Here is a 22,928-nt window from a genome sequence, read left to right on the forward strand (position 1 = left end):
TGGGTGTGTCCTTCACCACAACGAGTTCGGCCCGCCCCCGTCGAGGGAGCGGGCCGAACTCGTATGTGCTTCGCAGGGGAAAACCGTCGTTGGCGTCAACCCACGACTTCCGACGTGGGGTAGCAGACGGTCTGCCACCGATCGGGTTCGTCGGTCTGCGACCAGCCGTTGACGGTGTCGCGCTTTCCTCGCTCCCGCGGGTCGATGATGAACCCGTTCTCGATCAGACGGTGCCCGAACGACGCGGGGGCGAAGCCGAAGTCCGCCGGACCCAGGTCCCGGGCGACGAGTAGTCGTACGGGGTTGGGGTCCTCGATACTGGTCTCCTGCTGCGCTTCGGGGTCGAGTGGGGCAACGATCAGGCGCCAGCGACCTTCCTGTACGTACACGAGGGCGCGGTGCGGTCCGGTGGGTGTCACGTTCTCTCCCAAGGTGGATTGGTCTCGTGGCGATCGGTCGTCACCAGAGGCTGAGTGGGCGCCCTGCCGCAATCGCCGCCCGGATGCGCGCGGCGATCTCCGCCGTGGACTCCCCGCCCGCTTGGCCGGCCCGGATGGCGGCACCGATCTCGCGGGAGCGTCCGGCCGGGCCACGAAGGTCTGCCAGTGGGCTGCCCGGGTCCCTGCGGCGGGCCAGCCATTCGGCCCGGTTCTCCGCCGCGGTGCCCAGTCGGAGGTGCGTCGGTTGCTGGCAGGAGTGGTTGTCGCACGTGTGGCAGACCGTCGGGCTGTCGATCCCCCACCCGAGTCGCGGAATCACGCCGTGCGCGAGCTGGTACCCGTACAGGTGGCCCGGCACCGTGCCGCGTCGTGTCCTTCCCGGCCGTGAGGCAGCCCTGAAGCTGGCGTGACCAGTGCTGGAGATCCCGCCGAAGAAGAACCAGCAGTCCTCGGTTGACGGGGTGCGGTAGACCTTGGCCCAATAGCGGGCCTGCACGGACTCGTCGGCCAGCCAGATCGCCCACTCAACCGCCGGTATCCGTACGGGGGTTGGTTCGCCGATGAGGGCAAGCTGCTCATCAACGGGAGCGGGCCCGGACCCGTTCACCGCCGCGAGCGGGAAGAGTCCGGGCCCGAGGTCGTTCTCAGGCGGCATCGGCCCGGCTGCCGTCCGGCGTGAAGACCGGGGCCGTGGTGTCCGGGGCCGGGGGAGGCGGGGCCGACGCTTCCGTCCGAGGCTTACGGGGGCGGCTGGAGCGCGGGCGCTCAGCGCGAGCCCGCAGCACTTCGATGATCTCCTTCGCGCGAGCGGCGGTAACAGGCTTCGCCTCGCGTTCCAGTTCCTCCGCCGGCACACCCAGGAGATCCGCGACGAGCTCTGCGTCGTTGTCGAACAGCCGCAGAGCTACGGCAGCAGCTTCCCGGGCCGCGACGTCGGCCTCGTCCTTCGCCCGCGCCGCCTTCGCTGCGGTGTCACGCGTGGTCAACACGTTCGCTGCGGCCATCTCCCGTGTCTTCGCCTGGAGCGCTTCGACAGCGCGAACCCGCCGCCGCAGCTCTGCCGCGCTCACCGATGCTGCCGGAGTCGTGCTCACCCGTGCCCCCAGTCCTGTTCGAAATCACTGCTCATCGCGCGCACCGTAGACACAGGTCCGCGGACATCTCGAACCAACAGACCGGTCCGCTCGTGGCGGCAGCAGGAGATCCCGGGACGTCCGGGTACCGCGGTTCTCCTTCGCTATGGCGTTCATCGCCCCAGGTAGGCGGCCAGCAGTAGTTCCGATTCCGGGGAGAGCGAGGCGGACCGAACCTGATCACCGTCAAGGTAGGTCAGGCTCCCCGGCGCGTCGCCCACCGCCGGGTGGTAGTCCCCGCGGTTCAGCGTGGCGAGAACCGTGGACTTCAGGCCCTCCCGCATGGCCAGCGACAAGCAGAGGGGGAAAACGAGGTCGACAGCGGGGTCCGCGACGGCGGCGACGACCAGCGCACGGACCTCCTCCGTCGTCATCAGCTTCGGTTCGACGGTCATGGGCCCAGTATCAGGTCGACGCGCGGAAGATCGGCTCGGAACCGCAGCGTTCGGCACAGACGGCCAAGCGGCGCCGGCCTCAGAGATCCTTGCCTCCGGCGGGTCCTCTCTCGGAGGGGGTGGGGGCTTGTTGGTCGGGTGCCGCGCCGTCGTGGTGCGGGTGGTGAAGGCGGGGTTCCCTCCTCGGCCGGACACCCCAGGGGGCGTACCAGGAACCCGGACACGGCGTCCAGGCCGAGCCGCTGCGCGGTCGCTTCGCGAGCCAGGACACCGCGCCCGGAACCCTGGTACGGCGGAGCTGTCCGACCGAGGAGGGAACCCCGCCCAGGCCCGTTGTGGCCGAGCCCGGCCGAGCGGGTGCGGGCCGATGGTGGGGAGAAAAGGCCAGGTCAGAGCCTCTATCCAGGTTGACCCAACCCCTAGAACGTGGTTTAATTAGTGATGTCGGAAGGGGAGGGCAACCCCCGACCGGCGAACGGCAGGCCGACCGGCCGCCGACAACCTCTCTCACCAGGAGAACGAACGTGAGCACCACGAAGGCCCCCGGAAAGCTCGACACCATCCGCGCCCTGCTCGCCACGGCGGAGGACCCCCGTACGCCGGAGTCGGAGGCGGAGTTGGCCCGGAAGCGGGCATTCGAAATGATGGCGAAGTACGGCGTCGAAGAGGCCATGCTGAGCGACGGGCAGCCGTCGCGGGACGCGGTCACCGCGAAGTACGTCGACCTCCCCAACCCGTGGTCCATGTCCCGCGTCCGCCTCATCTGCTTCATCGCGCAGAACGTCGGCTGCAAGGCCGTGCACATGGGCGTGCGGGGCAATGTGCGCCGCGTTCACATCGTCGGCCACGAGTCCGACATCCAGCGCGCCGAAGTCCTGTACGCCTCCCTCCTGATTCAGATGCTCGGCGGGCTCAAGGCGCAGGTTGTCCCGTACGGCGTCCGCAGTGCGCGAGCCTGGCGCAACTCGTGGACCATCGGATTCATCGAGCGCGTCATCGAACGGCTCAAGGCGACCGAGCAGGCAGCCCGCGCCGCCGCCAGCGGAGAAACGTCGGCCACCGGCCGCAGCGGTGAACTCGTACTGGCCGACCGCGACGCGATGGTGGATGCCCTCTACCGCGAGGAGCACCCGCACGTCCGGCACACGCGCGGCTCTTACAGCGGCAGCGGTTACGGCGACGGGGCCGCCGCAGGCAGCCGCGCCGACATTGGAGGCACCCGCCGCATCGGTGCCCAGACCGCCGGGGCGCTCACAGTCTGACCTCCGTCCTTGCCGGGGCGGCAGCCCGCCGCCCCGGCCCCGCTCGAAGCGCCGAGGAGCCACGCATGTACATGGAATGGGCCCGATTCCACAAGGCCGATGAGAACGGCCGCCACTACTTCCAGATCTACAGCTTCCCCCACACGTGGGCCGCCATGACCCCGAAAGAGCCCGGCACCGGCCGGATCAGCGAAGCTGCCGCCCTTGCCTACTCGATCATCTGCGCGGCCGGGTGGCAGTGGCAGACACCGTGTCACTGCGTTGAGTGCACCATCACGGCCAAGGCCGCCCAGCGCGGCACCGCTTGACCGTCACCGATCACCGCCAGGAGGAAACGATGCCGTCCCGGAAGCCGCAGCACGCCACCCCCGCCCGCATCCTCACGGCCGCCGCCGACCACATCGAACGCGTCGGGCTCTATCAGGGTGACCACCTCTGGCAGCCCGGCCGGATGGGCGACACCGCCCCGTGCACCGTGCTGCACGCGTGGGAACGTGGCCTGCGTTCCGTCCGGCCCCGCTGGTCCGTACGCGGTGAACCGTGGGACGTCTTCCAGCGAGCCCTGTTCGACTCCCTTGTGGTGCTCAGCAACCACGCCAACGGCCGCCCAGTGTCCGGCGTCCGGTGGCGAAAGCTGCGGCTCACGGAGGACGCCTACCGGCGCACCCTGCTTTGGTGCTGGGGGGACAAGGCCGAGCGGACCACCGTCGAGGCCGCCGCGATGATCCGCGCCGCCGCAGCCCTGCACCCGAGTGACGGCGATCACAGCACCCCCCGGTTGCCCTACTGTTAGGAACATGGTTTAATTAATGGTGTCGGAAGGGGGAGGGCAACCCCCCGACCGGCAGCCCCTTCGGGCCGAACGGCCCGAAGAACTCTCACCAGGAAGAAGAAGGACCGATGACGAACACCAAGACCCAGGCCGGCGTCCGGACTGCCCCTGCCCCGTGGCCGACCCTTACGGTCGCCGAGCTGGCCGCGCACCCCGGCAACGTCCGCGACATCGAGGCCCCGGCCGATCTGTTGGCCGACGTGAAGGACAACGGCGTAGTGGAGCCGCTGTACGTCGTGCGCACCCACGGCGACGTGCCGCAGGTCATCGACGGGTTCCAGCGACTGTCCGCCGCCATCGCCGCAGGGCTGGAGACCGTGCCGGTCACGCCCCGCCCCGTCATCCGGGTTGACGCGCTCACCCCGCACCCGAAGAACGCCCGTGAAGACCTCGACCTCAACGCGCCGTTTGTGGACTCGCTCCGCGCCGAGGGGTGCCGCATCCCCGTCAAGATCCAGCGTCTTGACGGAGGAGTCCTCCAGGTCAACGACGGGAACCGGCGCTACTTCGGTGCGCAGGACGCGGGCTTGACTCACCTGCCGTACGAGTGGGAGGACGACGACCGTGACGAGGCCGGGCAGTTCCTCGACATGATCACGACCGCCCACCACCGTAAGAGCCTCACCACGGCCGAGATGAACCAGGCCATGTTCAGCGCCGCCGAGGCGGGCGCGCAGGTCGGCCGCATCGCCAAGGCCGCAGGCGTGCGGCAGAAGGACGTCAAGACTCTGGTCAAGGTCCGGTCCGACGAGAAGCTGAACGCCGCCGTCAGCGGCGCGGGCAGCTACGAGTGGACCTTTGAGCACTTGGCCGCGCTCTCGGAGTTCGCCGACGACGCCGAAGCGCTCGCCGCAATCACGGAGGCCGCCGCCGAGGACGACGCCGACGCCGGAGACGTTGACTGGGCCATCGCCATCGAGCGGACCAAGCGCGACAAGCGGGCCAAGGCCGAGGCCCACCGTGCGGAGCTGGAGGCGGCCGGGCAGAAGATCAGGGACGCCGAGGAGCTGTCCGAGCGGGCCATGCCCGTGTGGCGACTGCGCGGCATCAGCGCCGAGGAGCACGCCGAGTGCAAGGGGCTTGTGTGGGTGTTCGATGAGCGGCGGGGGGACCGGTACGAGCCCTACTGCTCTGCCCCCGGCCTGTACGGGCACACGGTGCCCGAGGGCACCGGCAGCAGTAGCGGCACGAAGACCACCGCCCAGAGGGAGGCCGAGCGCGCCGCCCGCGCCGCCGTCAAGAAGGGCAACATCGACTGGGACGCGGCCGAAGCCGTGCGCCGGAAGTGGATCACGGACCTGATCAAGCGGCGCAATCTTCCGAAGAGCACCACCAACGCCCTGATCGGCCACGTTAACGAGGCACTTCTCAGCGGCACTTGGGGCATCTGCGACGACCTGAACAAGGAGCCGACCACCGAGATTCTGGCCGCCTTCCTGGGGCTGAACACCCAGCAGGCCAAGGACCGGACGAGCTTTGCCGGGCACGCTGCCAAGGACCCGCGCCGGGCCCCGCAGCTCCAGTTCGCGGCCATCGCCGCAGTCCGCGAGAAGTGCGCGAACCGGTCCGCGTGGCGGACCGACGACCAGCACGCCCCGTGGACGCGGAAGCCCACCGCCCGCTGGTTCAAGGTCCTGGAGTCTCTGGGGTACCCGCTCACGCCCATTGAGCAGTCGGTCGTGGACGAGGAGCCTTACGACCCGGCGAAGAAGAAGGCCCGCGCCGCGATCACGTCCGGCAGCGAGCCGGAGACCGAGCAGGAGCCCGGCACCGACGAGGAGTCGAGCGAGCCGGAGGCCGAGGCAGAAGCGGAGGCCGACGAACCGGCCAGCGACGAAGCCGCCGCCTAATCACTTCAGCCGCCCGACGCCGGGGGCGGGAAACCTCCCGCCCCCGGCCACCCCAGGAGCCCCACAGTGACCCGTACAGCTCTGTTCGAGACCCCCACCGACGACCACGGTTGCGGATGCGTTCCCGCCCCCGCCGAGCCCGACCCCGGCACCACCGCCGACCTCATGCAGGCCCGCGCCATCGCGGGCGGACTCGCGGAGTTCGGCATCGGGCCCGCCCGCTGGTCGGCCGCCTACGACCACCAGACCGCCGCCGTCGTCCTGCGCGTGGACACCCCGCGCGGACTGTACGCACTCGCCATCCCCGGCCCCGGTCAGCCGTTCCCCGTCCACCACCGGGGCGAACGCATCGGCGCGTTGGACTGCCGCCGCACGTACGGCACCGCCGACAGCTACACCGCCGCCTTGTTCGCCGCGTTCCTGCGCGACCGCGCCGCACTCGACATCCCCGTCCGGGACGTTTGCCCCACACCGCAAAACATGGTTTAATTAATGGTGTCGGAGGGGGAGGGCAACCCCCCTCCGAGACCACGGGCCGTCATCTGGCCCGACCCGGCCGCACGCGGAGGGCAACCCGCGCGGCCGGGCCCTCGATTCCTCTCTCACCAGCAGGAGCACCCACGATGACCAGCGCAGCCATGCGGTTTTCCATCCCCGCCACGGCCCAGTCCCGCGTCCGTCAGCTTGTCGAGGCCACCAATGCCCGCGCCGCCGTCCACCACCTCACCGCGTACGCACTCGACATCTCCGCGCCGTTCCTGGCCGACTACCACGACATCGACGGCCGCCTGATCGGTAAGCGCCCCACCGTCACCGTGACGATCTCCGGTGACATCCCCCGTCACCACGGCTGGACCGTCATCGCCCGCTTGGACCACGACGAGGAGGGCGAGACGATCACCAGCCTGTTCCCCGGTCTGCCCGAGCAGGACGCCGAGGCCGCGCGCCAGTACCGCGCTATCGAGAATTTCTGCCACGGGTGCGCCGTGTCCCGTCACCGCACCGCCACCTACCTCGCGCGCCACGAGAACGGCGAGATGCGGCAGTTGGGCACGACGTGCGTGGAGCCGTACACCGGTCTGCCGATCAAGGGCCTTGAGGCCCTGTGGAGGTTCGGCACGCTGAAGGACTCCGATTGGGATGGTGAGGGGGGCGGCATCCCGGCCGATCTCCGCGTCCCCGTGACCGAGGTGCTGCGGGTGACCGCCGCCATCGTGAAGGCCGAAGGCCGGTTCTACAGCCGGTCCGAGCAGTGGAAGAACACCCAGCCGACCGCCGACGGCGTCGAAGCGTACTTCTTCGACCGCAAGGCCCCGATGGAGTGGCGGGCCGCCATCGACGCCGACCCCGACGCGGCGAGCACCGCCGCCGCCGTCCGGGCATGGGCCGTCCAGGGATACGGCAGCCTCTCCGACTACCGCCACAAGGTGGGCCAGTTGGCGAAGGGCGAGACCGTCGACCCGCGCCACCTGCCGACGCTCGTGTCCGCCATCGCGGGTTGGTACCGCGACCAGGAGAAGGAAGCCGCCGAGCGGGCCGCGCAGAACAGCAAGCCGCAGGGCACGGTGGGCGAGCGCATCACCACCACCGCCACCGTCACCACCGTGATCGAGCTGGAGGGCCGGACGTACGGCTACCACACCCAGCGTCGCCGACTGGTGAAGTTCCAGGACCCGCAGGGCAACGTGTTCGTCTGGTTCAGCAGCGCCGCCGACGTTCCCGACCAGGGCGACGAGGTCGAGCTGACCGGCACGGTCAAGGACCACAGCATCTATGGCGAGACCGCACAGACCGTACTCACCCGGTGCCGGGTCGCTGAGCGCGAACCGGTCGCTGCGTAGAAGGCCCGGCCGGGCGGGAGCCACCGCCCGGCCGGGCCCCCGCCGCCGGGCCGTGGGGTGGACGGCATCGAGCCGCCCACCCCACGCTCCGCCCACCGCCGTCCGGGCCCGCTCGCGTCGGCGGCCCCCCGTACGGAGAAGGGCGTCCCTCCGGGACGGCTCAGCCTGGCCCGGCTCGCAGCCGGCCGGAGCATCCGGGCCGCGGGCGGCCCTCCTGCCCCGTCCGGACGCCGGGCCGAAGGACGTGCCCTGCGGGCACGACGGCACTGTCCATCGCGCTCCGCGCGATCACGGGCGGCACCGCTACGACGTGGCCACGGCACGCCGCCGACTGCACCACTGAGACACCCGAGGAACACTCCCATGCCCCAGAACGCTTGCGCCGTCCGTCCGCAGACCGCCACGGCAGGAGAACCGTCTCCCCAGACGTGCATCCAGGTCGCCAGACAGGCCGCGCTCCTCGCGGCCACCGCCGCCGATGACGCCATGACCGCCGTGTGCCACAGCCGAACGGGCGCCACCACCCGCCTGGAGGCGGTCATGCACGCCGCGCACAAGGAAGCCGTCGAGGCCGAGCGGCACGCCGACCGCGCGGAGCAGTACGCCGACGACCCCGCGATGCCGAGCGGCGCCCCGTTGTATTGCGCCCGTCAGGCCGTCGAACACGCCGTGCGTGCTCAGTCGGCCGCCGGAATCGAGACGACGGCCGCCGACCTGCGGGCCGAGCTGGAGCGGAAGCTGACGGTGGCCGAGTACGCCGAGCAGGAAAGCACCCGCCGTCAGCAGGAGGCTGAGCAGGAAGCCGAGGAGCGGGCGGCCACCGGCATGGACCGGGAGAACCGGGACCGCGCGGCTAGGAACCGGTATCTGGCCCGAGGGCATGTTGCCGAACTCGGATGGACGGCGGGACACGTCCGCGTGATGGAGGCCGCCGAATCCGGCCGCCTGTACTGGCGGGGCGGGCGAGCCCGGCAAGCAGCACGACACGGCGTCTGGGACGGCGGCCGCCGGATCAGCCGCGAACGGACGCAGGGCCTGTTCGCTGCCCGATTCCTCGTCGCCGTCCGCCAGGACGACGGCACCCGCACCTTGATCCCCAGCCCGATGGGCCAGGTCGCCCTAGAACTCGCGCGACTCCACCCGGCCGGTCTGCACAGGACCGACCGGGAAGCCTACGAGGCGCGGTTCGCCAAAGTCCGGCGACGCCACAAGCGCCGCGACGACCAGAAAGCCGCGGCCCGCCTGCTCCCGCCGCTCGACTCCAGCGCACGGAAGCTCTACCGGAGGCCGGTCACCCTTGCCGAACAGTACGAACGCGCCGAGCGCGAAGCCGCCGACCGATGGGAAGACGAAGGCGGCTACTGCCCCGCGGTTAAGGTGCCGAACGCGGCAGCCATCCCGGCCGAGCAGCCCTCGACCCCGACAAGGTCATGGTCGAGCGGGAAGTCCGCCGTGCAGTCCACCTTGTGGTGAACGGTGTGCCGGCCAAGGCGAAAGGCTGCCTCCGGCGGGTCCTCTCTCGGAGGGGGTGGGGGCTTGTTGGTCGGGTGCCGCGCCGTCGTGGTGCGGGTGGTGAAGGCGGGGTTCCCTCCTCGGCCGGACACCCCAGGGGGCGTACCAGGAACCCGGACACGGCGTCCAGGCCGAGCCGCTGCGCGGTCGCTTCGCGAGCCAGGACACCGCGCCCGGAACCCTGGTACGGCGGAGCTGTCCGACCGAGGAGGGAACCCCGCCCAGGCCCGTTGTGGCCGAGCCCGGCCGAGCGGGTGCGGGCCGATGGTGGGGAGAAAAGGCCAGGTCAGAGCCTCTATCCAGGTTGACCCAACCCCTAGAACGTGGTTTAATTAGTGATGTCGGAAGGGGAGGGCAACCCCCGACCGGCGAACGGCAGGCCGACCGGCCGCCGACAACCTCTCTCACCAGGAGAACGAACGAATGAACACCCCTCTCACCGTCGCAGAGCTGGCCCATCCGATCGCACTCGAACTCGGCGGGAACTGGCGGCCGCAGCCCGCGCGCCACGGCGTCCAGGAGCTGGACCACGCCGCGACCTTCACCCACCTGGACGGCCGACAGCTTCACCTCTCCGAGCGTTTCGATGACCCCGGCCACCTGCACATCCGAGGTGCGTTCCCCGCCACCGACTACCCGTTCCGCAGGGGCGAGCGCGACACCGTCCGAGTCTCCATGACGGAGGACCCGGCAGACATCGCGGCCCGGATCGCCGCCGACCTCATCCCCACGCACCGTGACGTTCACGAGCGGGTGACCGATCACAACCGCGCACAGGCCGAGACGCGGCGGGATGTCGAGGAGGCCGCACGCGATCTCTCCGCCCGCCTCCCCGGAGCCCGGACCCGAGTCGACGGCACATCCGCTTTCGTTTACATGAACCTTGAACCGGGAGAGGTCCGTATCGGACTCGACGGCGACGCGGTGAGCCTCGTACTTAACGACGTGCCCCGGATTATCGCCGACGCCGTCGTGTTCGCGGTGAGCCGTTTTCTTCCCAGCGTCCAGACTCCCGAAGACGAGTACGGCGAATACGTCGACGGATACGCCCTCTAATTACCAACGTTTCAGGGCGGCGCGCTTCCGTAGCGCGCCGCCCCGGTCAGAAAGGCCCCGCGATGAGCGCCGACATATTCATCATCGAACCGCAATGGATCGTGCAGGCCCCACACCTCCGGTGCACCCTCAAACGCGCCCTTGCGCTCCAGTCCGCACACAATGTGTGGTCCGGTACAGAACACATCAACAACGCCGTGGCGATGGCTTACGGTGATCAGCTCCCGGACTCTGGCCGATGGGAACTGACCCGTTCGCAACTCCGCACACTCAAAATCGCCATTGACTGGCGCAGGGCCAGGCGCGCGGCCAGCGATAAGAAGACCGCCCCCGATATTCTTGAACGCTGGACACAAATAGAAGACGAGGTCATTGCCGCATACCGGGCCGTGAGCAACGAAGCGGGGTTGTACTGGATCTAAGGGTTGCCGATCACCCAGAAACATGGTTTAATTAATGGTGTCGGAAGGGGGAGGGCAACCCCCCGACCGGCCCCGTGGGCCAGCCGGCCCCGGACGATCTCTCACCAGGAGGACCGCGACATGCCCCGTAAGCCGAAGATGACCGACGAAGAGCGCCGGGCCTACTCCGCCAAGATGCGCGGTGAACTCGAAGCCGTCATGGATCGCGCATACGGCGCGATGGTCGCCAGCGAAGAATTCTGGGCCACCGTCATGCGCACGGCCGCGAACCTGACCCACCCGGACCGCGACGACCGCAGCCCCACCAACTGCATCGCCATCGCCGCCCAGCACCCCAACGCCACCCACGTACTCAGCTCCGGAGACTGGCGAAAGGTCGGACGCTTCCCGGCCAAGGGGTCCAACTCCCTCCGCGTCTGGACGCCGATCAAGCGCCGGACTGAGGATGCCCAGGAGGCTACGGCCGCAGCCCCTGACGGCGGGCAGCGAGAGGCCGCAGGCGAGGCCGCCGAGAGGCAGGGGCGCAGGGTCTCCGGCTTCAAGGCCGGGCCGGTCTTCGACATCAGCCAGACGGACGGCGACGCCTACGAGCCGCCCGCCGCAGCCCCGTTCGCCGCCGAGGTCATCCGCGATGTCCTGGTGAACCAGTACCGCGACCAGTACAACGAGGACCCGGAGCAGGCCGGAGGGTTCGACTTCACCCAGGAAGCCCCCGACAACGCCGTCCGCATCCTGCTGTACGGCCACGCGTGGCGACGCATCACCGAGGCAGACGCCCCCCTTCCCGGCCAGCACACCGCCGAAGTCGCCTCAGCCGCACACGTCGCCGCGCTCATCCTCGGGATCACTCCGGGCCCCGCCGTCATGCCGCCGCTCGCGGGCATCGTCACCCAGGACAAGAAGCCCCCGGTGCACGAGTCCGCCGTCCGGGTCATCGAGACCGGCCGCGCCATCGCCCGCGCCGTCACGACGGCCGCCGAACGCCGCCGCGAACTTGCCGTGACCGGTTGACCCAGACCTAGGAACATGGTTTAATTAATGGTGTCGCAAGGGGGAGGGCAACCCCCCGACCGGCACCCCGCCGGGGCCCACCGGCCCCGGCGGAACCTCTCACCAGACAGGACACGACATGCTCACCACCGACCAGAAGCCCACCGCCCAGGACTTCCCCACCGCCACGCTCGTACTGGCCGGACCTTGGTTCCGGGCCCGCCAGCTCGACACCCGCCCCGCCGTCGTCGTTGGCCCCTTCGGCGGTCCGGAGTTCGCGGACAAGGCCACCATGGCGGTCGTCTGGTTCTTCACCCTCGGAGCCCCGCAGCCCGGCGACAGCGTCCAGGCGATGCACCCTCACGAGCTGACGCCGCTTGACGACACGCTCACCACGATGAACCAGGACGTTTTCCGCGACATCGTGTGCGGTCTGCGCCGGGGACGGTTCGCCTACGACGACGGAAACGAACTGCGCGCCGCCGTCCGCCAGGCATGGCGCGAGCGGACTGGACTGGCCGACGCCGACCAGGCCGCCCGGCACACGCTCCACCGCAGCTGACACCAGGCCCCGCCGGTCCGGGGGAGGGCAACACCTCCGGACCGGCAGGCCCCCAGCGCCCAAGCGGACACCCCTTCGGGGCGGCAGGACAGGTCCGGTGCGTTCACCGCCGCCGGCCGACTCCGCCGCAGGCGGCTCCGCCGACCGACGACGGGCACCGGACCGCAGCGGACGCGCCCCGCGGGGGCGCGACAGCCCCTGTCGTCGCGCAGGGCGCGACGACCCGCGAGCCGATCGTCCCTCACGGCCCGCGCCGGTGGTGCAGCGCCGCTGCCAACACACGGTCCGCCCTGCGGCCGGACCACAAACTCTCACCAGAAAAGACCAGTTCAGTGACTATCGAGATCACCCACACCCGCCGAGAAGGAACCCTGATCGAGGGGACCAGCCGGGGAGATGGATCGGCCGAGATCCTGCGACTCCGCGAGTACGGCCGCACCCGGCGCCAGCCCTTCCGCTGGAGCAGGAACCTTGGCTGCTGGTACCTCCCCCACAGCCGCGACCACGCCACCTACGCCCCCTCGCTCGAACTCCTCGCGCAGCGACTCCGAGACGCAGGCTTCGAGGTCACGCTGACCATCGACAACGCTGACCGCCGTTCGTTCTCCGACGCCGAGAAGGAGCGCGAGGAGAAGGCCGAGGGTCGGGCGGAGAGGTTCGGCGGATACGCCGACACCGCCGCCCGGAACTCGGAGGCCGCGTGGAAGTCGAGCCACGAGATATCCGAGCGGTTCGCCTTTGGTCAGCCCATCCTCGTCGGTCACCATTCCGAGGGCCGCGCCCGCCGTGATCACGCACGGATGGACGACGCGATGCGCAAGAGCATCAGCGAGCGCGACCGCGCCCAGCACTGGGCCGACCGCGAGGAAGCCGCCGCCAACTATGAGCGGTTCCGCAAGGACCCCGGCCGCACGCTCCGCCGTCTCGACAAGCTCAGGGCCGATCTCCGCGCGGTCGAGAAGTGGCAGCGGGGCGAGTCCGCCAAGGGGTTCTCCCGTAACCCGGCGGACCCGGAGTTGGAGATCGAGCACCAGGAGCTGACTGAGGAGATCGAGCACTGGGAGGCGGTCATCAAGGACGCCGAAGCCAGGGGCTTCAAGGTCTGGTCGAAGGCGGACTTCAAGCGTGGGGACTTCGTGCTCTACCGAGGCACCTGGTACGAGGTCCTGCGGGTCAACCCGAAGTCGGTCACCATCCCGCACATCCACAACGGCACCGGCAAGCGCATCGTCCGCGCCACGGGCAACCGGCACGACGACTGGACCTGGACCGCCCCTTACGACGACGTATCCGGGCGCAAGAGCGCCGACGAGATGCAGCAGCCGACCCAGGCCGAGGCTGACGAACCCCAGGAGCAGGCCGAACAGTCCCCGCCGATCGCGGAGCCGGTAGCGGCGGCCGAGACGGGTCCGATGTGCCACTCCAGCCAGTGGCACGCGGAAGTACGCCGCTGGGCTCACGGCCACCACGCCCCCGAAGGGACGCCGACCCCCGCGTCAGCCCCCGCCGCAGGGGCGGACCGGCAGGAGGGCATGGTGCTGGTGCTCATCGCCTCGAAGAACTCCCGCCGCTCCCGCAAGCGCGCTCTGTGGGCGATGACCCGCCGCGAGGCACAGGCCGTATGCGGCGACCCCCGCACCTCCGGCCGCTCCTACATGCTCACCTGGACCGACCGACCCGGCATCGAAGGTGCCGACTGGGAATGGGTGCCCGACAACGGGAGTCTCGACCCGGTCCTTTCGGACCTGGGCGTCACCCCGCACCGTGATTGGGCCGCCGCCTCGCAGGCCGCCGCCGAGGCCGCGTAGCCACGCCCCCACCGCCCGCCCCGGCGGCCGAGCGCGCCGGGGCGGGCCCCTCTCTCACCAGAACAGGGCACCACCATGACCACGCAACTTCTCGAACGACCCGCAACCATCACCATCCCCGACAGCGACGCGGGCAAGCTCATCGTCCCCCCGACCGAGGGCACCTCCACCGTTCCGAGGTACCGCATCGGCGCCCCCGACATCCAGTGCCGATACCCCGTGATCGTCGGCGAAGACCAGGTCATCGGCCGCGCCTACAGGTGGCACCGCGACTGGCTCGTCCTCACCACCGAGGGCGAACACAATCTCCGTCGCCCGCCCAAGGGCGTCCCCGGCACCGACATGGCCGCCGCCCATCTCGCAGAGGAGTACGCCGCCGGTCGGATCGGCGCCGTCCCCCTGGACCAGGTGCTCGCCGAGGCCCCCACGCCGCTGGTCGGGCCGGTGCCCCTCCTGCACCCGCGGATGCCGGTCAATGACCGCAACACCGAGGGCGCCGAGATCGCGTTCGCGGGACTCGCGGCCCACTTCTGGCGGGCGGTTCTCACCGGGTTCCCTGGCAGCGATAACCACTGGTACCTGCACTGTGAATTGTGTGGCTGGGAGGGCCTGAAGTTCTGGTCGCACTTGCGCGGGCGCAACGGGGAGCCGCCGAGCGCGCGCCGCCATAAGGGCGGGTGCATCGGGGAGGACAGGGTCCGCCGACTGATCCCCGCCTACCACTAGCAGCCCGACCGGGGGCGGCGGCAGCGCGCCGCCGCCCCCGGCTCTCCCGAAGGACAGCACCGTGCCGACCCGCCACACCCCCGAGAGCATCGTCATCGCGGACACGCCCGCCGCGATCCTGGAATGGGCCGCCCGCCACATCGAACACGTCGGCATCCACCGGGGCCCGCGCCTGTTCGACGGTCCCGGCCGCACCGCCACGTTGCCGTGCTGGCCGCGCGGCGCCCTCGAAGTCGCCGCCGGCCACGGCCGGGGAGCCGCCGGCCGGGCGTATGACTGGGATCGCATCGACCGTGCCCGTGACCAGGCGTACGGCATCCTCGCGGAAGCCCTCACCGGTCACCCCGTCGACGCCGACGACCCCGCCGCCGCCAAGGCCCGGCACCGCGAGGCCATCGACCGGTGGAGCGCCGTGCCCGGACGTACCGCCGCCGACGCTGCCCGCGCGTTCCGCGCCGCCGCTGCCCGCGCGGAACACGCCCTGTTCTGACCCCGCCGCCCGCCAGCATCCCGAGTCATCGAAGGCCCACACGATGGACGAGACGACAGAAGACCGCAGCACCACCAGGACACCGAGCCGCCGAGGAGCCGCCACCCCCAGCCGGGACGGCGTCCACCGGCTCAGCGTTCCCCTCCACCCCCGGCTCAGCGCGGCCGAGCTGATCCGCGTACTCCTCGCGGCCCCGGGGGAAACCGACCTCTCCGCCCTCGACCCCGTACAGGTCCGGTCGCTCATCGCCGACGTGCTCACCCAGCACGGCTATGACGTGCTCGACCGGTCGCCGTACTACCCGGAGCTCGACCGCCACCAGGACGCCCGCCGGGCCGTGCGCCGCGCGTACGGACCCCGGTTCCTCGACGCCCCCGACGAACAGGCCGTACTCGCTGACCCGCTCCGCGAAGTCCTCGCCGCCGGAAGCAGGAAGTCATGACCGCCACCGTCGCCGAGCCGACTGGAGCACGGGCACGGCAGACGTACTACTGGCGGGTGCGCAACGCGCGGACGCGCCAATCGCCCGCGAGCGCCGGGCAGGCGTGGCACATCCAGCCCGGCCACCCAGGCGGCGCGTACTGCGACCTTGGCCACGAGCTGGACCCGCCCGTACACCACACCCCGACCCTGCTCTCCCGCAGCCGGCCGACCGGCCGACGGGGGGACGAGCAGGAGTTCCGCGGCGGGTGTCTCGCGTGCGAGTGGGAAGGCCCCGTGCACTCCGGCGGCGGGTTCGGGGACGGTGACAACGAGGCGGTGGAGGACGCGCACGACCACTGCTTCCCCGGCTGGCGGACGCTGCCGCCGATCACCACGGTCGAGGACCGGTGGTCTGTCCCGCGGAGCCCGAGCCGCTGGGCTCAGCTCACCACCAGGTACCCGGCGGGCTGGATTGACCAGGGCGCCCCCGTTGTCGCCTGGAGACGGCACCGCCGCGAGACCCACCTCCCGCCGCACGCGGGACGCCCCCGCTACGAACTCCGTGTCATCCGGCCACCGCGTGACCGGGGCCGACGCCTCGCAGATCAGGGAGCCCTCTTCTGATGACCGCCGTCCTCCGGATCAGGGCCCCACCCGCTCAACCCGAAGGTGGTTTAATTACTCCGCCGTCAGCGGAGCGGGCAACCTCCGACCGGCCGTGCGTCCCCCCGGGCGTCACGCACCCCAGACAACAGACGACGGCCAGCGCACAAGGGCAACAAGGCGCTGGCCGTCAGTGTTCTCTCACCAGAAAGAACCCCACCATGCTATGCGACCGACACCCCGACTGTCCCCAGCCCGGCGACATCGCCCAGCTCACGAGGGGTAACAGCATCGGCGCTGATCCCACCGACAGCTTCGTCATCGTCGAGGACTTCCCCCCGACCGGCCGACACCTCGTGCTCAACCTTCCCGTCGACCACCCCGACCGCGCCGACTGGGCCGCCGCAGTCCCCCTGGCCGACATAGCCACCCTCACCCGGCTCGAACCGGCGGGCAGCCGTACATGGACGCCGGCCCCGGACCCGGACGACGTCCAGTGACCGCGCCGAGCGGGCACGACCCCGACCAAGAACAGGAGACGACCGTGTCCCCCAAGACCGGACGCACGCTCTACTCACGCGCGGACCTGCGCAGGGTCCACGGCATCAGCGAACCGACGCTTCAGAACCTCTGGACCGACCGGGAGAACAACGGACACCCGCCTGTCGCGGAGATCATCGACGGCGTCATGCATTGGGACGGCGACGTCTGGGTGAAGTGGCACCACGAGCTTCAGCGCAAGCGCGCCGCGGCCAACACCAAGAACGCGCCGAAGCTCGACGGCGACCCCGAAGAGATGGTGGGCCCGGCCGAAGCGGCGAAAGTCTGCGGGTTCGCCGACTCCGCCACCGTCTCGCATTACGTGACGAGCCCGCCGGAGGGGTGGCCCGACCCCGACGACTGGGACGAGCTCCCGACCCGGCGGCGCCCGAAGTGGAAGCGCTGGCGCCTTTGGCAATACCTCGCGGACCGGAAGGGCCGCGGTCATGCCGGCGGGCGACCCACGGGCCGGCGCGGACTGGCCTACCCGTACCAAGGAGACGAGCGGCTGACCCTCGCCCGGCAGGCCATCGCGGCGAACCCCGGGGCGAAGAACGCCGAACTGATCCCCGCACTCCAGGGGCAGACGGAGAAGACCTACTCCCGCCCGACCTGGAACCTGATCCTCAAGTCCGCCCGCGAACATCCCGAGGAGTGACCCGTGCCCGACACTCGCTGTCCGCGCTGCGGCGGCCCGCTCGGTGAACGGCCCGCACGTTCCCGGCTGACCGTCGACCGCGAGGTCTTCATCTGCACCACGTGCGGTACGGAGGAAGCCGTGCGCGAAGCACGCGGCCAGGCACCCGTGCCGTTCGGCGAATGGCCCCCGAGCACGTAGACCAGGGCCGAGAGCTCACCCGGTGACATCGGAAGGTCCCCGCTCCAACGACTGGAGCGGGGACCTTTCCTCATCACCAGTCATCAGGCGGCCCCCCCGGCCCAGGTCGCCCGCCCCGACAGCGGGCCGCGAAACTGGCCCGTTCCCAGAACCCCCGCGTGATGTCGGTGTGCCGTGTGACGTCACCCTGCGCCTGGGTGCGTCACCTCACTTGGCTTGGCGTACACAAGGATCTCCAGCTCTGACTCTTCGCCGCACTCGCCGCAGCGGCGCACGTCGACATCGCCGTTGAAGCGCAGGTGGAGCATTTCCGCCCGCGCGGCCTTGCAGCGGGGGCATTGCGCCTCGCGCACAGTGCGTATCGGCTCGCCGTATCGATTCGTCATACCGGCATCCTGCCGGACCTATGGCCGTAGCCGTCACCGGTGGCAGCCCCGGATTCTGCGCCGCCGCCGTCGCAGCTACCTACGTCCCAGGTGACCCACCCCCCGACTGCGCCGCCCATGTCCGCAGACACCCCCGCTGCCCATAGGCACTGAGGTAACAGTCCGCCAGGACATCAGGCTCCAGGAGCCTGATCCACAGCATCGAGCCGCCACTCCGAGTGCCCGAAGTCCCTCCCCGTTGATCATGATCTTGAATTTAAGGGACCAAGGTATCGTCACTTCGTGACGATACAATCGGCAAAGATGACCGAATCTGACCCATTGAGAGCGGGGGGTGAGCGGGCCGATGGGGCATACGACCATGATCGGCCCGTCCGACGAGCAGGTTGAGTACCGCCTTACCGGCGGTCACGGCTGCGGGAAGTCCACCACCGTCGACGCTGCTCCTCTCGTAGCTGCCATCGAGGCCAAGGCCGAAACGATGGGCGCCCCCGTCGCCTCGTTGCTCGGTTCCCGCGAGGCCAAGCGCGCCTTCTTCCGCGCCCGCGGACTGATCCGAAGCAATGGTGCCGCGCGGTTCACCGGGTTCGACGCCGTCGAAGTCGCTTCCGCAGCTGGTCTCGACGCCCGCGACCTGTACGGCGAGCAGGCGCTTCCCCGACCGGCCGCCAACGGTCAGGTGGACTATCACCTGGACGCCAGCGAACGGCCGTTGGTGTGGATCGGCAATGGGCTCAGCGAGTTCGACATCACTCCCGGCAGCGTGCTGCACCCCGAGCACTTCCAGGCCGCCCGCCGCCTCATGCACGGTGAGGACCCCCGTACCGGGCAGACCCTCGTAGAGCCCAAGCTCGCCATCGCGCCTGCCGCGAAGCTCCCCGCTGCCCCGCTGGCCCGCGCCATCCGCCGCGCCGCCGCCGAGCGCAGCGTGAACCCCGTGACCTTGCTGGACTCCAAGCGGAAGCAGGACGCCTTCCGCAGAATGGAAAGCCAACTCAAGCGGTTCGGTGAATCGCACCGCGTCCCGGCCTCCACCCTGATCAAACTCGCCGACGCCGTGGGCATCGACGTTGTCGACCTCTACGGCGAAGACGCGCTGGAGAGGGCCGTCGCCGCCGAGGCTGGTGGGCACCTGGACGCCCGCGCACTCTTGCGTGCCGTCGAAACCCGAGCCGCCGAAACCGGGCAACAGCCCGGCGATCTGTTCTCCGCTGCGTCCATGAAGCGCCGGTACGTCCAGACCGCAGGCGAGGGTGAACGCCGACTTCGCGACCTGCCCATGGACGTCCGCGAAGCGGTCGCCATGGCCAAGGCGGCAGGACTTGCACCCGAGGACGTATGGGACGCCGAGGAGATCAAGGCCGCCCTCCTCGAAGGGCGGGTACAGGTCGGCAATTTCGGCGCCGACGTCACCTTGGACCTCCCGAAGTCCAAGAGCGCGTTCCTCGCCTACGCCCCTGAGGAGATCGCCGCCCAGGTAGAGGACATCTACACCTCCGCCGGCCGCGAGTCCATCAGCGCTTTGGAGCGGTGGACCGCATACGCCATGCGCGGCCACCACGGCGACGGTGACGCGGCGGAGACCATGAAGACGAGCGGATTCTCCGGATGGATGATGGTGCACCGCGCTGCCCGGCCCGTGGACGGTGCCCCGTACGGCGACCCCCATTTCCACCTGCACTTCACCCTGGCCAACATGGTCAAGGGCACCGACGGCAAGTGGTCCACCATGGCGGGCGGGGGCCGCGACCTTCACCGTCACACCCGCGCCACCCAGTCCCTCATGAACGCCCGTATCCGGCGCGAGCTGACCGACAAGTTCGGCATGTCGTTCCGTCGAGAAGAGCGGACCGGCGCTTGGGAAATCGCCGCGATCCCCGAGGCGACCATCCGCCTCTTCAGTAAGAGGGACAGCCAGGTCCGTGACCTGCTGACCAAGCTGGGCATCGACTACGACAGCGCCACCACCCGGCAGCGCACCGCAGCCTCCACCGCGTCCAAGGCCGCGAAGAACGGAGAAGCCGCCGGAGTCGCGGACGACATCCTGCGCAATTACTGGCAGGCCGAAGGCCGCGCCGCAGGTGACGACCCCGACGCCATCGCCGCCAGCGCGATGGAGCAGGACGGCACGCAGGAGAACCCCGGCCTGGATGAGCTGTGCGCCAAGATCTTCGACCCTAAGACCGGCCTGACCAGCCACTCCAAGGACTTCACCCACGCCGCCGCCCTCGCCGCCGTCCTGGATGCTCTCCCGTACGGAGTCGCGGGGGCCGATGAGGCCGAACGGATCACCAACTCCGTACTCCGGCACGCCGGATACGCGGTCAAGCTGAACCCGAAGGGCGCCCAGCACTTCACGCACGCCGACCGGTACACGACGGCGGACATCGTGGCCGCGGAAACGCTGATCGTCACCGAGGCCACGAACCGGCTCAACGAGCAGGCTGCCGTCGTCAGCCGCGACACGGTCGACATGACCCTGTCCACCGTCGAGGCCCAGCACGGCGGCAGCTTCGCGTTCTCCGATGAACAGCGTGCCGTCCTCGAACGTTTGCTCACGGCCGGGCACGGAATCGACGCCGTGGTGGGCATCGCCGGAGCGGGCAAGACCACGATCATGGACACCGCCCGGCAGGCATGGCAGGCCCACGGTCTCGTCATCGCCGGCGCGAGCACGGCCGCCGTCGCCGCCGCGAACCTGAAGGCGGAGGCGGGCATCGAGTCCCGCACCCTCGCGTCCTGGCTCACCGGCATCCGAAACGGCGGCCCCGGCCTGACGGGCGTTGACGTGCTGGTCGTGGACGAAGCCGCCATGTGCGATGACCGCGACATCGCCGAACTCCTCACCCACGCCGCGGAAACCGGAACGAAGGTCGTCGGCATCGGTGACCCCAAGCAGCTCCACTCGCCCGGTATCGGCGGGTCCTTCGCCGCCGTGCACCACATCGTCGGCGGACTCAGCCTCAGCGAGAACTTCCGGCAGAAGGACATGGTCGAGCGTCGGGCCCTGGAACTGTGGCGCGACGACAACCGCGTGGAAGCACTCCGTACCTTGGCGGGGACCGGCCGCGTACACGCCCTCGCGGACAAGGACGCCACCCTCGCCGCGATGCTCACCATCTGGGCCGACAAACGCGCCGCGCACACCGACGACCACACCGCTGTGCAGCAGCTCCTCATGATGGCCGCCACCAACGAGATCGTGGAGGAACTGAACCTCGGGGCCCGCGCACTGCGCAAGGAGAGCGGCGCTCTCACCGGCCCCGAGCACGCCTACGCGCTGCCCGGTGGCGGCGAGCTGATGCTGTCCGTCGGGGACCAGGTCCTCCTTCGGGTCAACGACTACCGGGGCAAGAGGAGCCGAGGCGAGAACGAAGACGTGCTGAACGGCTTCCGCGGAATCGTGCGGGCCGTGGACGATGAACGCCGGGTGCTGGTCGAGTGGCGAGAGAAGACCGCCGACGGTCACCGTGACGTTGCCGAATGGGTTGACGCCGACTACATCGCACAGGGCGGGCTCAGCCTCGGATACGCGATCACCGGCCACAAGTCCCAGGGCCTCAGCGTCCAAGAGGCCCTGGTCTACGGCCCCGGCGCACAGGCGAACGCGCTCTACACGATGATGAGCCGCGACAAGAAGGAGTCCCACCTCTTCCTGCCCTTGTCCGTCTACGAATCCGAGGCTGACCGTGCACGCGGCGGTGACGCGCTCACCGAGCAGGAACAGCTTGACCGCGCGGTCGCGGGCCTCATCCGCGAGATCGAGAGCGGCACCGAGGAGCGCATGATCCTCACCGAACTCCCCAAGAACGCGGTGCCCACCCACGTCCGCCAGGCCGTAGCGGATCTGCCGACCCCGCGCGCCCCCCGAACCGGCGGGGCCGACGAGGCGGACAGCACCCAGGACGCGCCGGAGTCTGGGGACCGGCGTACCCCAGACACCACGGAGCGGACCGCAGAGCCGGCCACGCCACCGGCACCCGCGCCAACGGCTGACCGCCCGTACGCTCACCTCAGCAACGAGGCTTTGCGCGATGCTGTGCGCAAGGCGGCCACGGCCGCGCGTGCCACCAGGACGGCGGCCGAGCGAGCTGAGGCCGCAGCCGACCGCGCCGAGCAGCAAGCTGCCGCTGGGACCGGGCCGAACGTGCTCGCTCTCAACCGTCGGCACGAGGACTTTGCCGACCGTGCTACGGCGGTCCGCGAAGTCCGGGCTTTGGACGGCGTGATCGCCGAACGTACTGCCGTTCTGCGAGGGATGCAGGAACGGATCGAAGGACTCGACCAGCAGCTGAGTGCCACCGGCCGCTTCGGGCGTCCGGCACTGCGAGGGGACGCGCGGGTTGCGGTCGAGGCAGATCGTGAAGGGTTGTTGCGCACGTACGAAGAGACCGGGCGCGAGCTGGAGCAGATGAACCAGCGCCTCAGCGAAGCTGCCGATCAGGCCGGGCCTGTCGGCGAATACGAAGCCGTACTGAGCGAAGCGGATATGCCGCAGCGAGACAAGCCTGCTCTCCTGCGACGTGCAAAGGAGAGGGACAACCAGGCGGCCGGGAATCTCCGGGCGGAGGCAACCAAGGCGCGGAGCACCGCTCACGGTGCCGAATACCGAGAATCCGGGCTCCGCAAGGAGATGGCGCTGCGAACTCAACGTGGGCGTGAGCACGTCGACGTCGACGAACCCCAGGATCCGACGGCCGCGAGGTCAGAGCCCTCGTATGCCAGTCGCACGGAAAGGGACGTCTCGCACCTCCACCCTCTTCCGGAGCCCGATCAGGACTCACCACCGGTATAAGAAGGGCCGAGGCCCCGGGCCCGC

At 70.0% G+C, this 22,928-nt stretch carries 25 protein-coding genes; 20 read left to right on the forward strand and 5 right to left on the reverse strand.

Annotation, left to right across the window (positions count from 1 at the left end; translation table 11 throughout):
* Window positions 1-95: 95 nt before the first annotated feature.
* The 4 genes from ACZ56E_RS27415 to ACZ56E_RS27430 form a co-directional block, all read right to left on the reverse strand.
* On the reverse strand, window positions 96-419 hold the full coding sequence (locus tag ACZ56E_RS27415) for a hypothetical protein (RefSeq protein WP_471218161.1): 324 nt from the start codon (window positions 417-419) through the stop codon (window positions 96-98).
* 40 nt (window positions 420-459) lie between these two features.
* Window positions 460-1,095 (reverse strand): HNH endonuclease family protein, encoded by a 636-nt coding sequence (locus ACZ56E_RS27420; protein WP_471218163.1) that lies wholly within the window; start codon window positions 1,093-1,095, stop codon window positions 460-462.
* A complete protein-coding gene (locus ACZ56E_RS27425; protein ID WP_471218165.1) occupies window positions 1,085-1,534 on the reverse strand; it encodes a hypothetical protein in 450 nt (149 codons plus the stop codon). The genes ACZ56E_RS27420 and ACZ56E_RS27425 overlap by 11 nt, the downstream gene beginning before the upstream one ends.
* A 152-nt stretch (window positions 1,535-1,686) precedes the next feature.
* Window positions 1,687-1,968, reverse strand: coding sequence for a hypothetical protein (locus tag ACZ56E_RS27430; protein ID WP_471218167.1), 282 nt, complete (start codon window positions 1,966-1,968; stop codon window positions 1,687-1,689).
* 524 nt (window positions 1,969-2,492) lie between these two features.
* Here ACZ56E_RS27430 and ACZ56E_RS27435 point away from each other — a divergent pair.
* The 19 genes from ACZ56E_RS27435 (at window position 2,493) to ACZ56E_RS27525 (ending at window position 17,723) form a co-directional block, all read left to right on the forward strand.
* Window positions 2,493-3,230, forward strand: coding sequence for a DUF2786 domain-containing protein (locus ACZ56E_RS27435; protein ID WP_471218169.1), 738 nt, complete (start codon window positions 2,493-2,495; stop codon window positions 3,228-3,230).
* A 65-nt stretch (window positions 3,231-3,295) separates the two neighbouring features.
* The gene (locus ACZ56E_RS27440) at window positions 3,296-3,538 is read left to right on the forward strand and encodes a hypothetical protein (protein ID WP_471218170.1); all 243 of its coding nucleotides are present in this window, start codon (window positions 3,296-3,298) and stop codon (window positions 3,536-3,538) included.
* Between the two features lie 29 nt (window positions 3,539-3,567).
* Window positions 3,568-4,023: a DUF6197 family protein gene (locus tag ACZ56E_RS27445; protein WP_471218172.1), complete on the forward strand. Its 456-nt coding sequence runs from the start codon at window positions 3,568-3,570 to the stop codon at window positions 4,021-4,023.
* Window positions 4,024-4,130: 107 nt separating this feature from the next.
* Window positions 4,131-5,912, forward strand: coding sequence for a ParB/RepB/Spo0J family partition protein (locus ACZ56E_RS27450; protein ID WP_471218174.1), 1,782 nt, complete (start codon window positions 4,131-4,133; stop codon window positions 5,910-5,912).
* A 66-nt stretch (window positions 5,913-5,978) separates the two neighbouring features.
* Entirely contained in the window at window positions 5,979-6,401 is a 423-nt protein-coding gene (locus ACZ56E_RS27455) for a hypothetical protein (protein WP_471218176.1), read from the forward strand.
* A gap of 134 nt (window positions 6,402-6,535) precedes the next feature.
* Window positions 6,536-7,753: a hypothetical protein gene (locus ACZ56E_RS27460; protein WP_471218177.1), complete on the forward strand. Its 1,218-nt coding sequence runs from the start codon at window positions 6,536-6,538 to the stop codon at window positions 7,751-7,753.
* 363 nt (window positions 7,754-8,116) lie between these two features.
* Window positions 8,117-9,226 (forward strand): hypothetical protein, encoded by a 1,110-nt coding sequence (locus tag ACZ56E_RS27465; protein ID WP_471218178.1) that lies wholly within the window; start codon window positions 8,117-8,119, stop codon window positions 9,224-9,226.
* Window positions 9,227-9,688: 462 nt separating this feature from the next.
* On the forward strand, window positions 9,689-10,321 hold the full coding sequence (locus ACZ56E_RS27470) for a hypothetical protein (RefSeq protein WP_471218180.1): 633 nt from the start codon (window positions 9,689-9,691) through the stop codon (window positions 10,319-10,321).
* Window positions 10,322-10,383: 62 nt separating this feature from the next.
* Window positions 10,384-10,743: a hypothetical protein gene (locus ACZ56E_RS27475; protein WP_471218182.1), complete on the forward strand. Its 360-nt coding sequence runs from the start codon at window positions 10,384-10,386 to the stop codon at window positions 10,741-10,743.
* Window positions 10,744-10,863: 120 nt separating this feature from the next.
* Window positions 10,864-11,754: a hypothetical protein gene (locus ACZ56E_RS27480; protein ID WP_471218184.1), complete on the forward strand. Its 891-nt coding sequence runs from the start codon at window positions 10,864-10,866 to the stop codon at window positions 11,752-11,754.
* 118 nt (window positions 11,755-11,872) lie between these two features.
* Window positions 11,873-12,295: a DUF6409 family protein gene (locus ACZ56E_RS27485; RefSeq protein WP_469927153.1), complete on the forward strand. Its 423-nt coding sequence runs from the start codon at window positions 11,873-11,875 to the stop codon at window positions 12,293-12,295.
* A gap of 332 nt (window positions 12,296-12,627) precedes the next feature.
* Window positions 12,628-14,103, forward strand: a complete 1,476-nt coding sequence (locus ACZ56E_RS27490) for a DUF3560 domain-containing protein (protein ID WP_471218186.1) — start codon at window positions 12,628-12,630, stop codon at window positions 14,101-14,103.
* Between the two features lie 75 nt (window positions 14,104-14,178).
* The gene (locus ACZ56E_RS27495; protein WP_471218188.1) at window positions 14,179-14,829 is read left to right on the forward strand and encodes a hypothetical protein; all 651 of its coding nucleotides are present in this window, start codon (window positions 14,179-14,181) and stop codon (window positions 14,827-14,829) included.
* Window positions 14,830-14,890: 61 nt separating this feature from the next.
* Window positions 14,891-15,319: a DUF6197 family protein gene (locus ACZ56E_RS27500; RefSeq protein WP_471218191.1), complete on the forward strand. Its 429-nt coding sequence runs from the start codon at window positions 14,891-14,893 to the stop codon at window positions 15,317-15,319.
* 43 nt (window positions 15,320-15,362) lie between these two features.
* On the forward strand, window positions 15,363-15,761 hold the full coding sequence (locus tag ACZ56E_RS27505; protein WP_471218193.1) for a DUF6181 family protein: 399 nt from the start codon (window positions 15,363-15,365) through the stop codon (window positions 15,759-15,761).
* Window positions 15,758-16,366, forward strand: coding sequence for a DUF6349 family protein (locus ACZ56E_RS27510; protein WP_471218194.1), 609 nt, complete (start codon window positions 15,758-15,760; stop codon window positions 16,364-16,366). The genes ACZ56E_RS27505 and ACZ56E_RS27510 overlap by 4 nt, the downstream gene beginning before the upstream one ends.
* 200 nt (window positions 16,367-16,566) lie before the next feature.
* Complete coding sequence (locus tag ACZ56E_RS27515; RefSeq protein WP_469927147.1) at window positions 16,567-16,845, forward strand: DUF6211 family protein; 279 nt, start codon at window positions 16,567-16,569, stop codon at window positions 16,843-16,845.
* A gap of 44 nt (window positions 16,846-16,889) precedes the next feature.
* The gene (locus tag ACZ56E_RS27520) at window positions 16,890-17,543 is read left to right on the forward strand and encodes a hypothetical protein (RefSeq protein WP_471218196.1); all 654 of its coding nucleotides are present in this window, start codon (window positions 16,890-16,892) and stop codon (window positions 17,541-17,543) included.
* Between the two features lie 3 nt (window positions 17,544-17,546).
* Window positions 17,547-17,723 carry a hypothetical protein gene (locus tag ACZ56E_RS27525; RefSeq protein WP_471218197.1) on the forward strand — a complete coding sequence of 59 codons (177 nt, stop codon included), beginning with the start codon at window positions 17,547-17,549 and terminating at the stop codon, window positions 17,721-17,723.
* A 182-nt stretch (window positions 17,724-17,905) separates the two neighbouring features.
* On the opposite strand, the gene ACZ56E_RS27530 is transcribed toward ACZ56E_RS27525, so the two are convergent.
* A complete protein-coding gene (locus tag ACZ56E_RS27530) occupies window positions 17,906-18,109 on the reverse strand; it encodes a hypothetical protein (RefSeq protein WP_471218199.1) in 204 nt (67 codons plus the stop codon).
* A gap of 346 nt (window positions 18,110-18,455) precedes the next feature.
* Between ACZ56E_RS27530 and mobF the strand changes: the two genes are divergently transcribed.
* Window positions 18,456-22,904 (forward strand): MobF family relaxase, encoded by a 4,449-nt coding sequence (mobF, locus tag ACZ56E_RS27535; protein WP_471218200.1) that lies wholly within the window; start codon window positions 18,456-18,458, stop codon window positions 22,902-22,904.
* The last annotated feature ends 24 nt before the right edge of the window (window positions 22,905-22,928 follow it).

The sequence above is a fragment of the Streptomyces sp. NPDC039480 genome, assembly GCF_055597165.1.

Bases quoted from the DNA above. Each gene is read 5' to 3' on its own strand.
- ACZ56E_RS27420 (WP_471218163.1), bottom strand. From the start codon at position 1,095: ATGCCGCCTGAGAACGACCTCGGGCCCGGACTCTTCCCGCTCGCGGCG.
- ACZ56E_RS27430 (WP_471218167.1), bottom strand. From the start codon at position 1,968: ATGACCGTCGAACCGAAGCTGATGACGACGGAGGAGGTCCGTGCGCTG.
- ACZ56E_RS27440 (WP_471218170.1), top strand. From the start codon at position 3,296: ATGTACATGGAATGGGCCCGATTCCACAAGGCCGATGAGAACGGCCGC.
- ACZ56E_RS27445 (WP_471218172.1), top strand. From the start codon at position 3,568: ATGCCGTCCCGGAAGCCGCAGCACGCCACCCCCGCCCGCATCCTCACG.
- ACZ56E_RS27450 (WP_471218174.1), top strand. From the start codon at position 4,131: ATGACGAACACCAAGACCCAGGCCGGCGTCCGGACTGCCCCTGCCCCG.
- ACZ56E_RS27460 (WP_471218177.1), top strand. From the start codon at position 6,536: ATGACCAGCGCAGCCATGCGGTTTTCCATCCCCGCCACGGCCCAGTCC.
- ACZ56E_RS27465 (WP_471218178.1), top strand. From the start codon at position 8,117: ATGCCCCAGAACGCTTGCGCCGTCCGTCCGCAGACCGCCACGGCAGGA.
- ACZ56E_RS27470 (WP_471218180.1), top strand. From the start codon at position 9,689: ATGAACACCCCTCTCACCGTCGCAGAGCTGGCCCATCCGATCGCACTC.
- ACZ56E_RS27475 (WP_471218182.1), top strand. From the start codon at position 10,384: ATGAGCGCCGACATATTCATCATCGAACCGCAATGGATCGTGCAGGCC.
- ACZ56E_RS27480 (WP_471218184.1), top strand. From the start codon at position 10,864: ATGCCCCGTAAGCCGAAGATGACCGACGAAGAGCGCCGGGCCTACTCC.
- ACZ56E_RS27485 (WP_469927153.1), top strand. From the start codon at position 11,873: ATGCTCACCACCGACCAGAAGCCCACCGCCCAGGACTTCCCCACCGCC.
- ACZ56E_RS27495 (WP_471218188.1), top strand. From the start codon at position 14,179: ATGACCACGCAACTTCTCGAACGACCCGCAACCATCACCATCCCCGAC.
- ACZ56E_RS27505 (WP_471218193.1), top strand. From the start codon at position 15,363: ATGGACGAGACGACAGAAGACCGCAGCACCACCAGGACACCGAGCCGC.
- ACZ56E_RS27510 (WP_471218194.1), top strand. From the start codon at position 15,758: ATGACCGCCACCGTCGCCGAGCCGACTGGAGCACGGGCACGGCAGACG.
- ACZ56E_RS27515 (WP_469927147.1), top strand. From the start codon at position 16,567: ATGCTATGCGACCGACACCCCGACTGTCCCCAGCCCGGCGACATCGCC.
- ACZ56E_RS27530 (WP_471218199.1), bottom strand. From the start codon at position 18,109: ATGACGAATCGATACGGCGAGCCGATACGCACTGTGCGCGAGGCGCAA.
- mobF (WP_471218200.1), top strand. From the start codon at position 18,456: ATGGGGCATACGACCATGATCGGCCCGTCCGACGAGCAGGTTGAGTAC.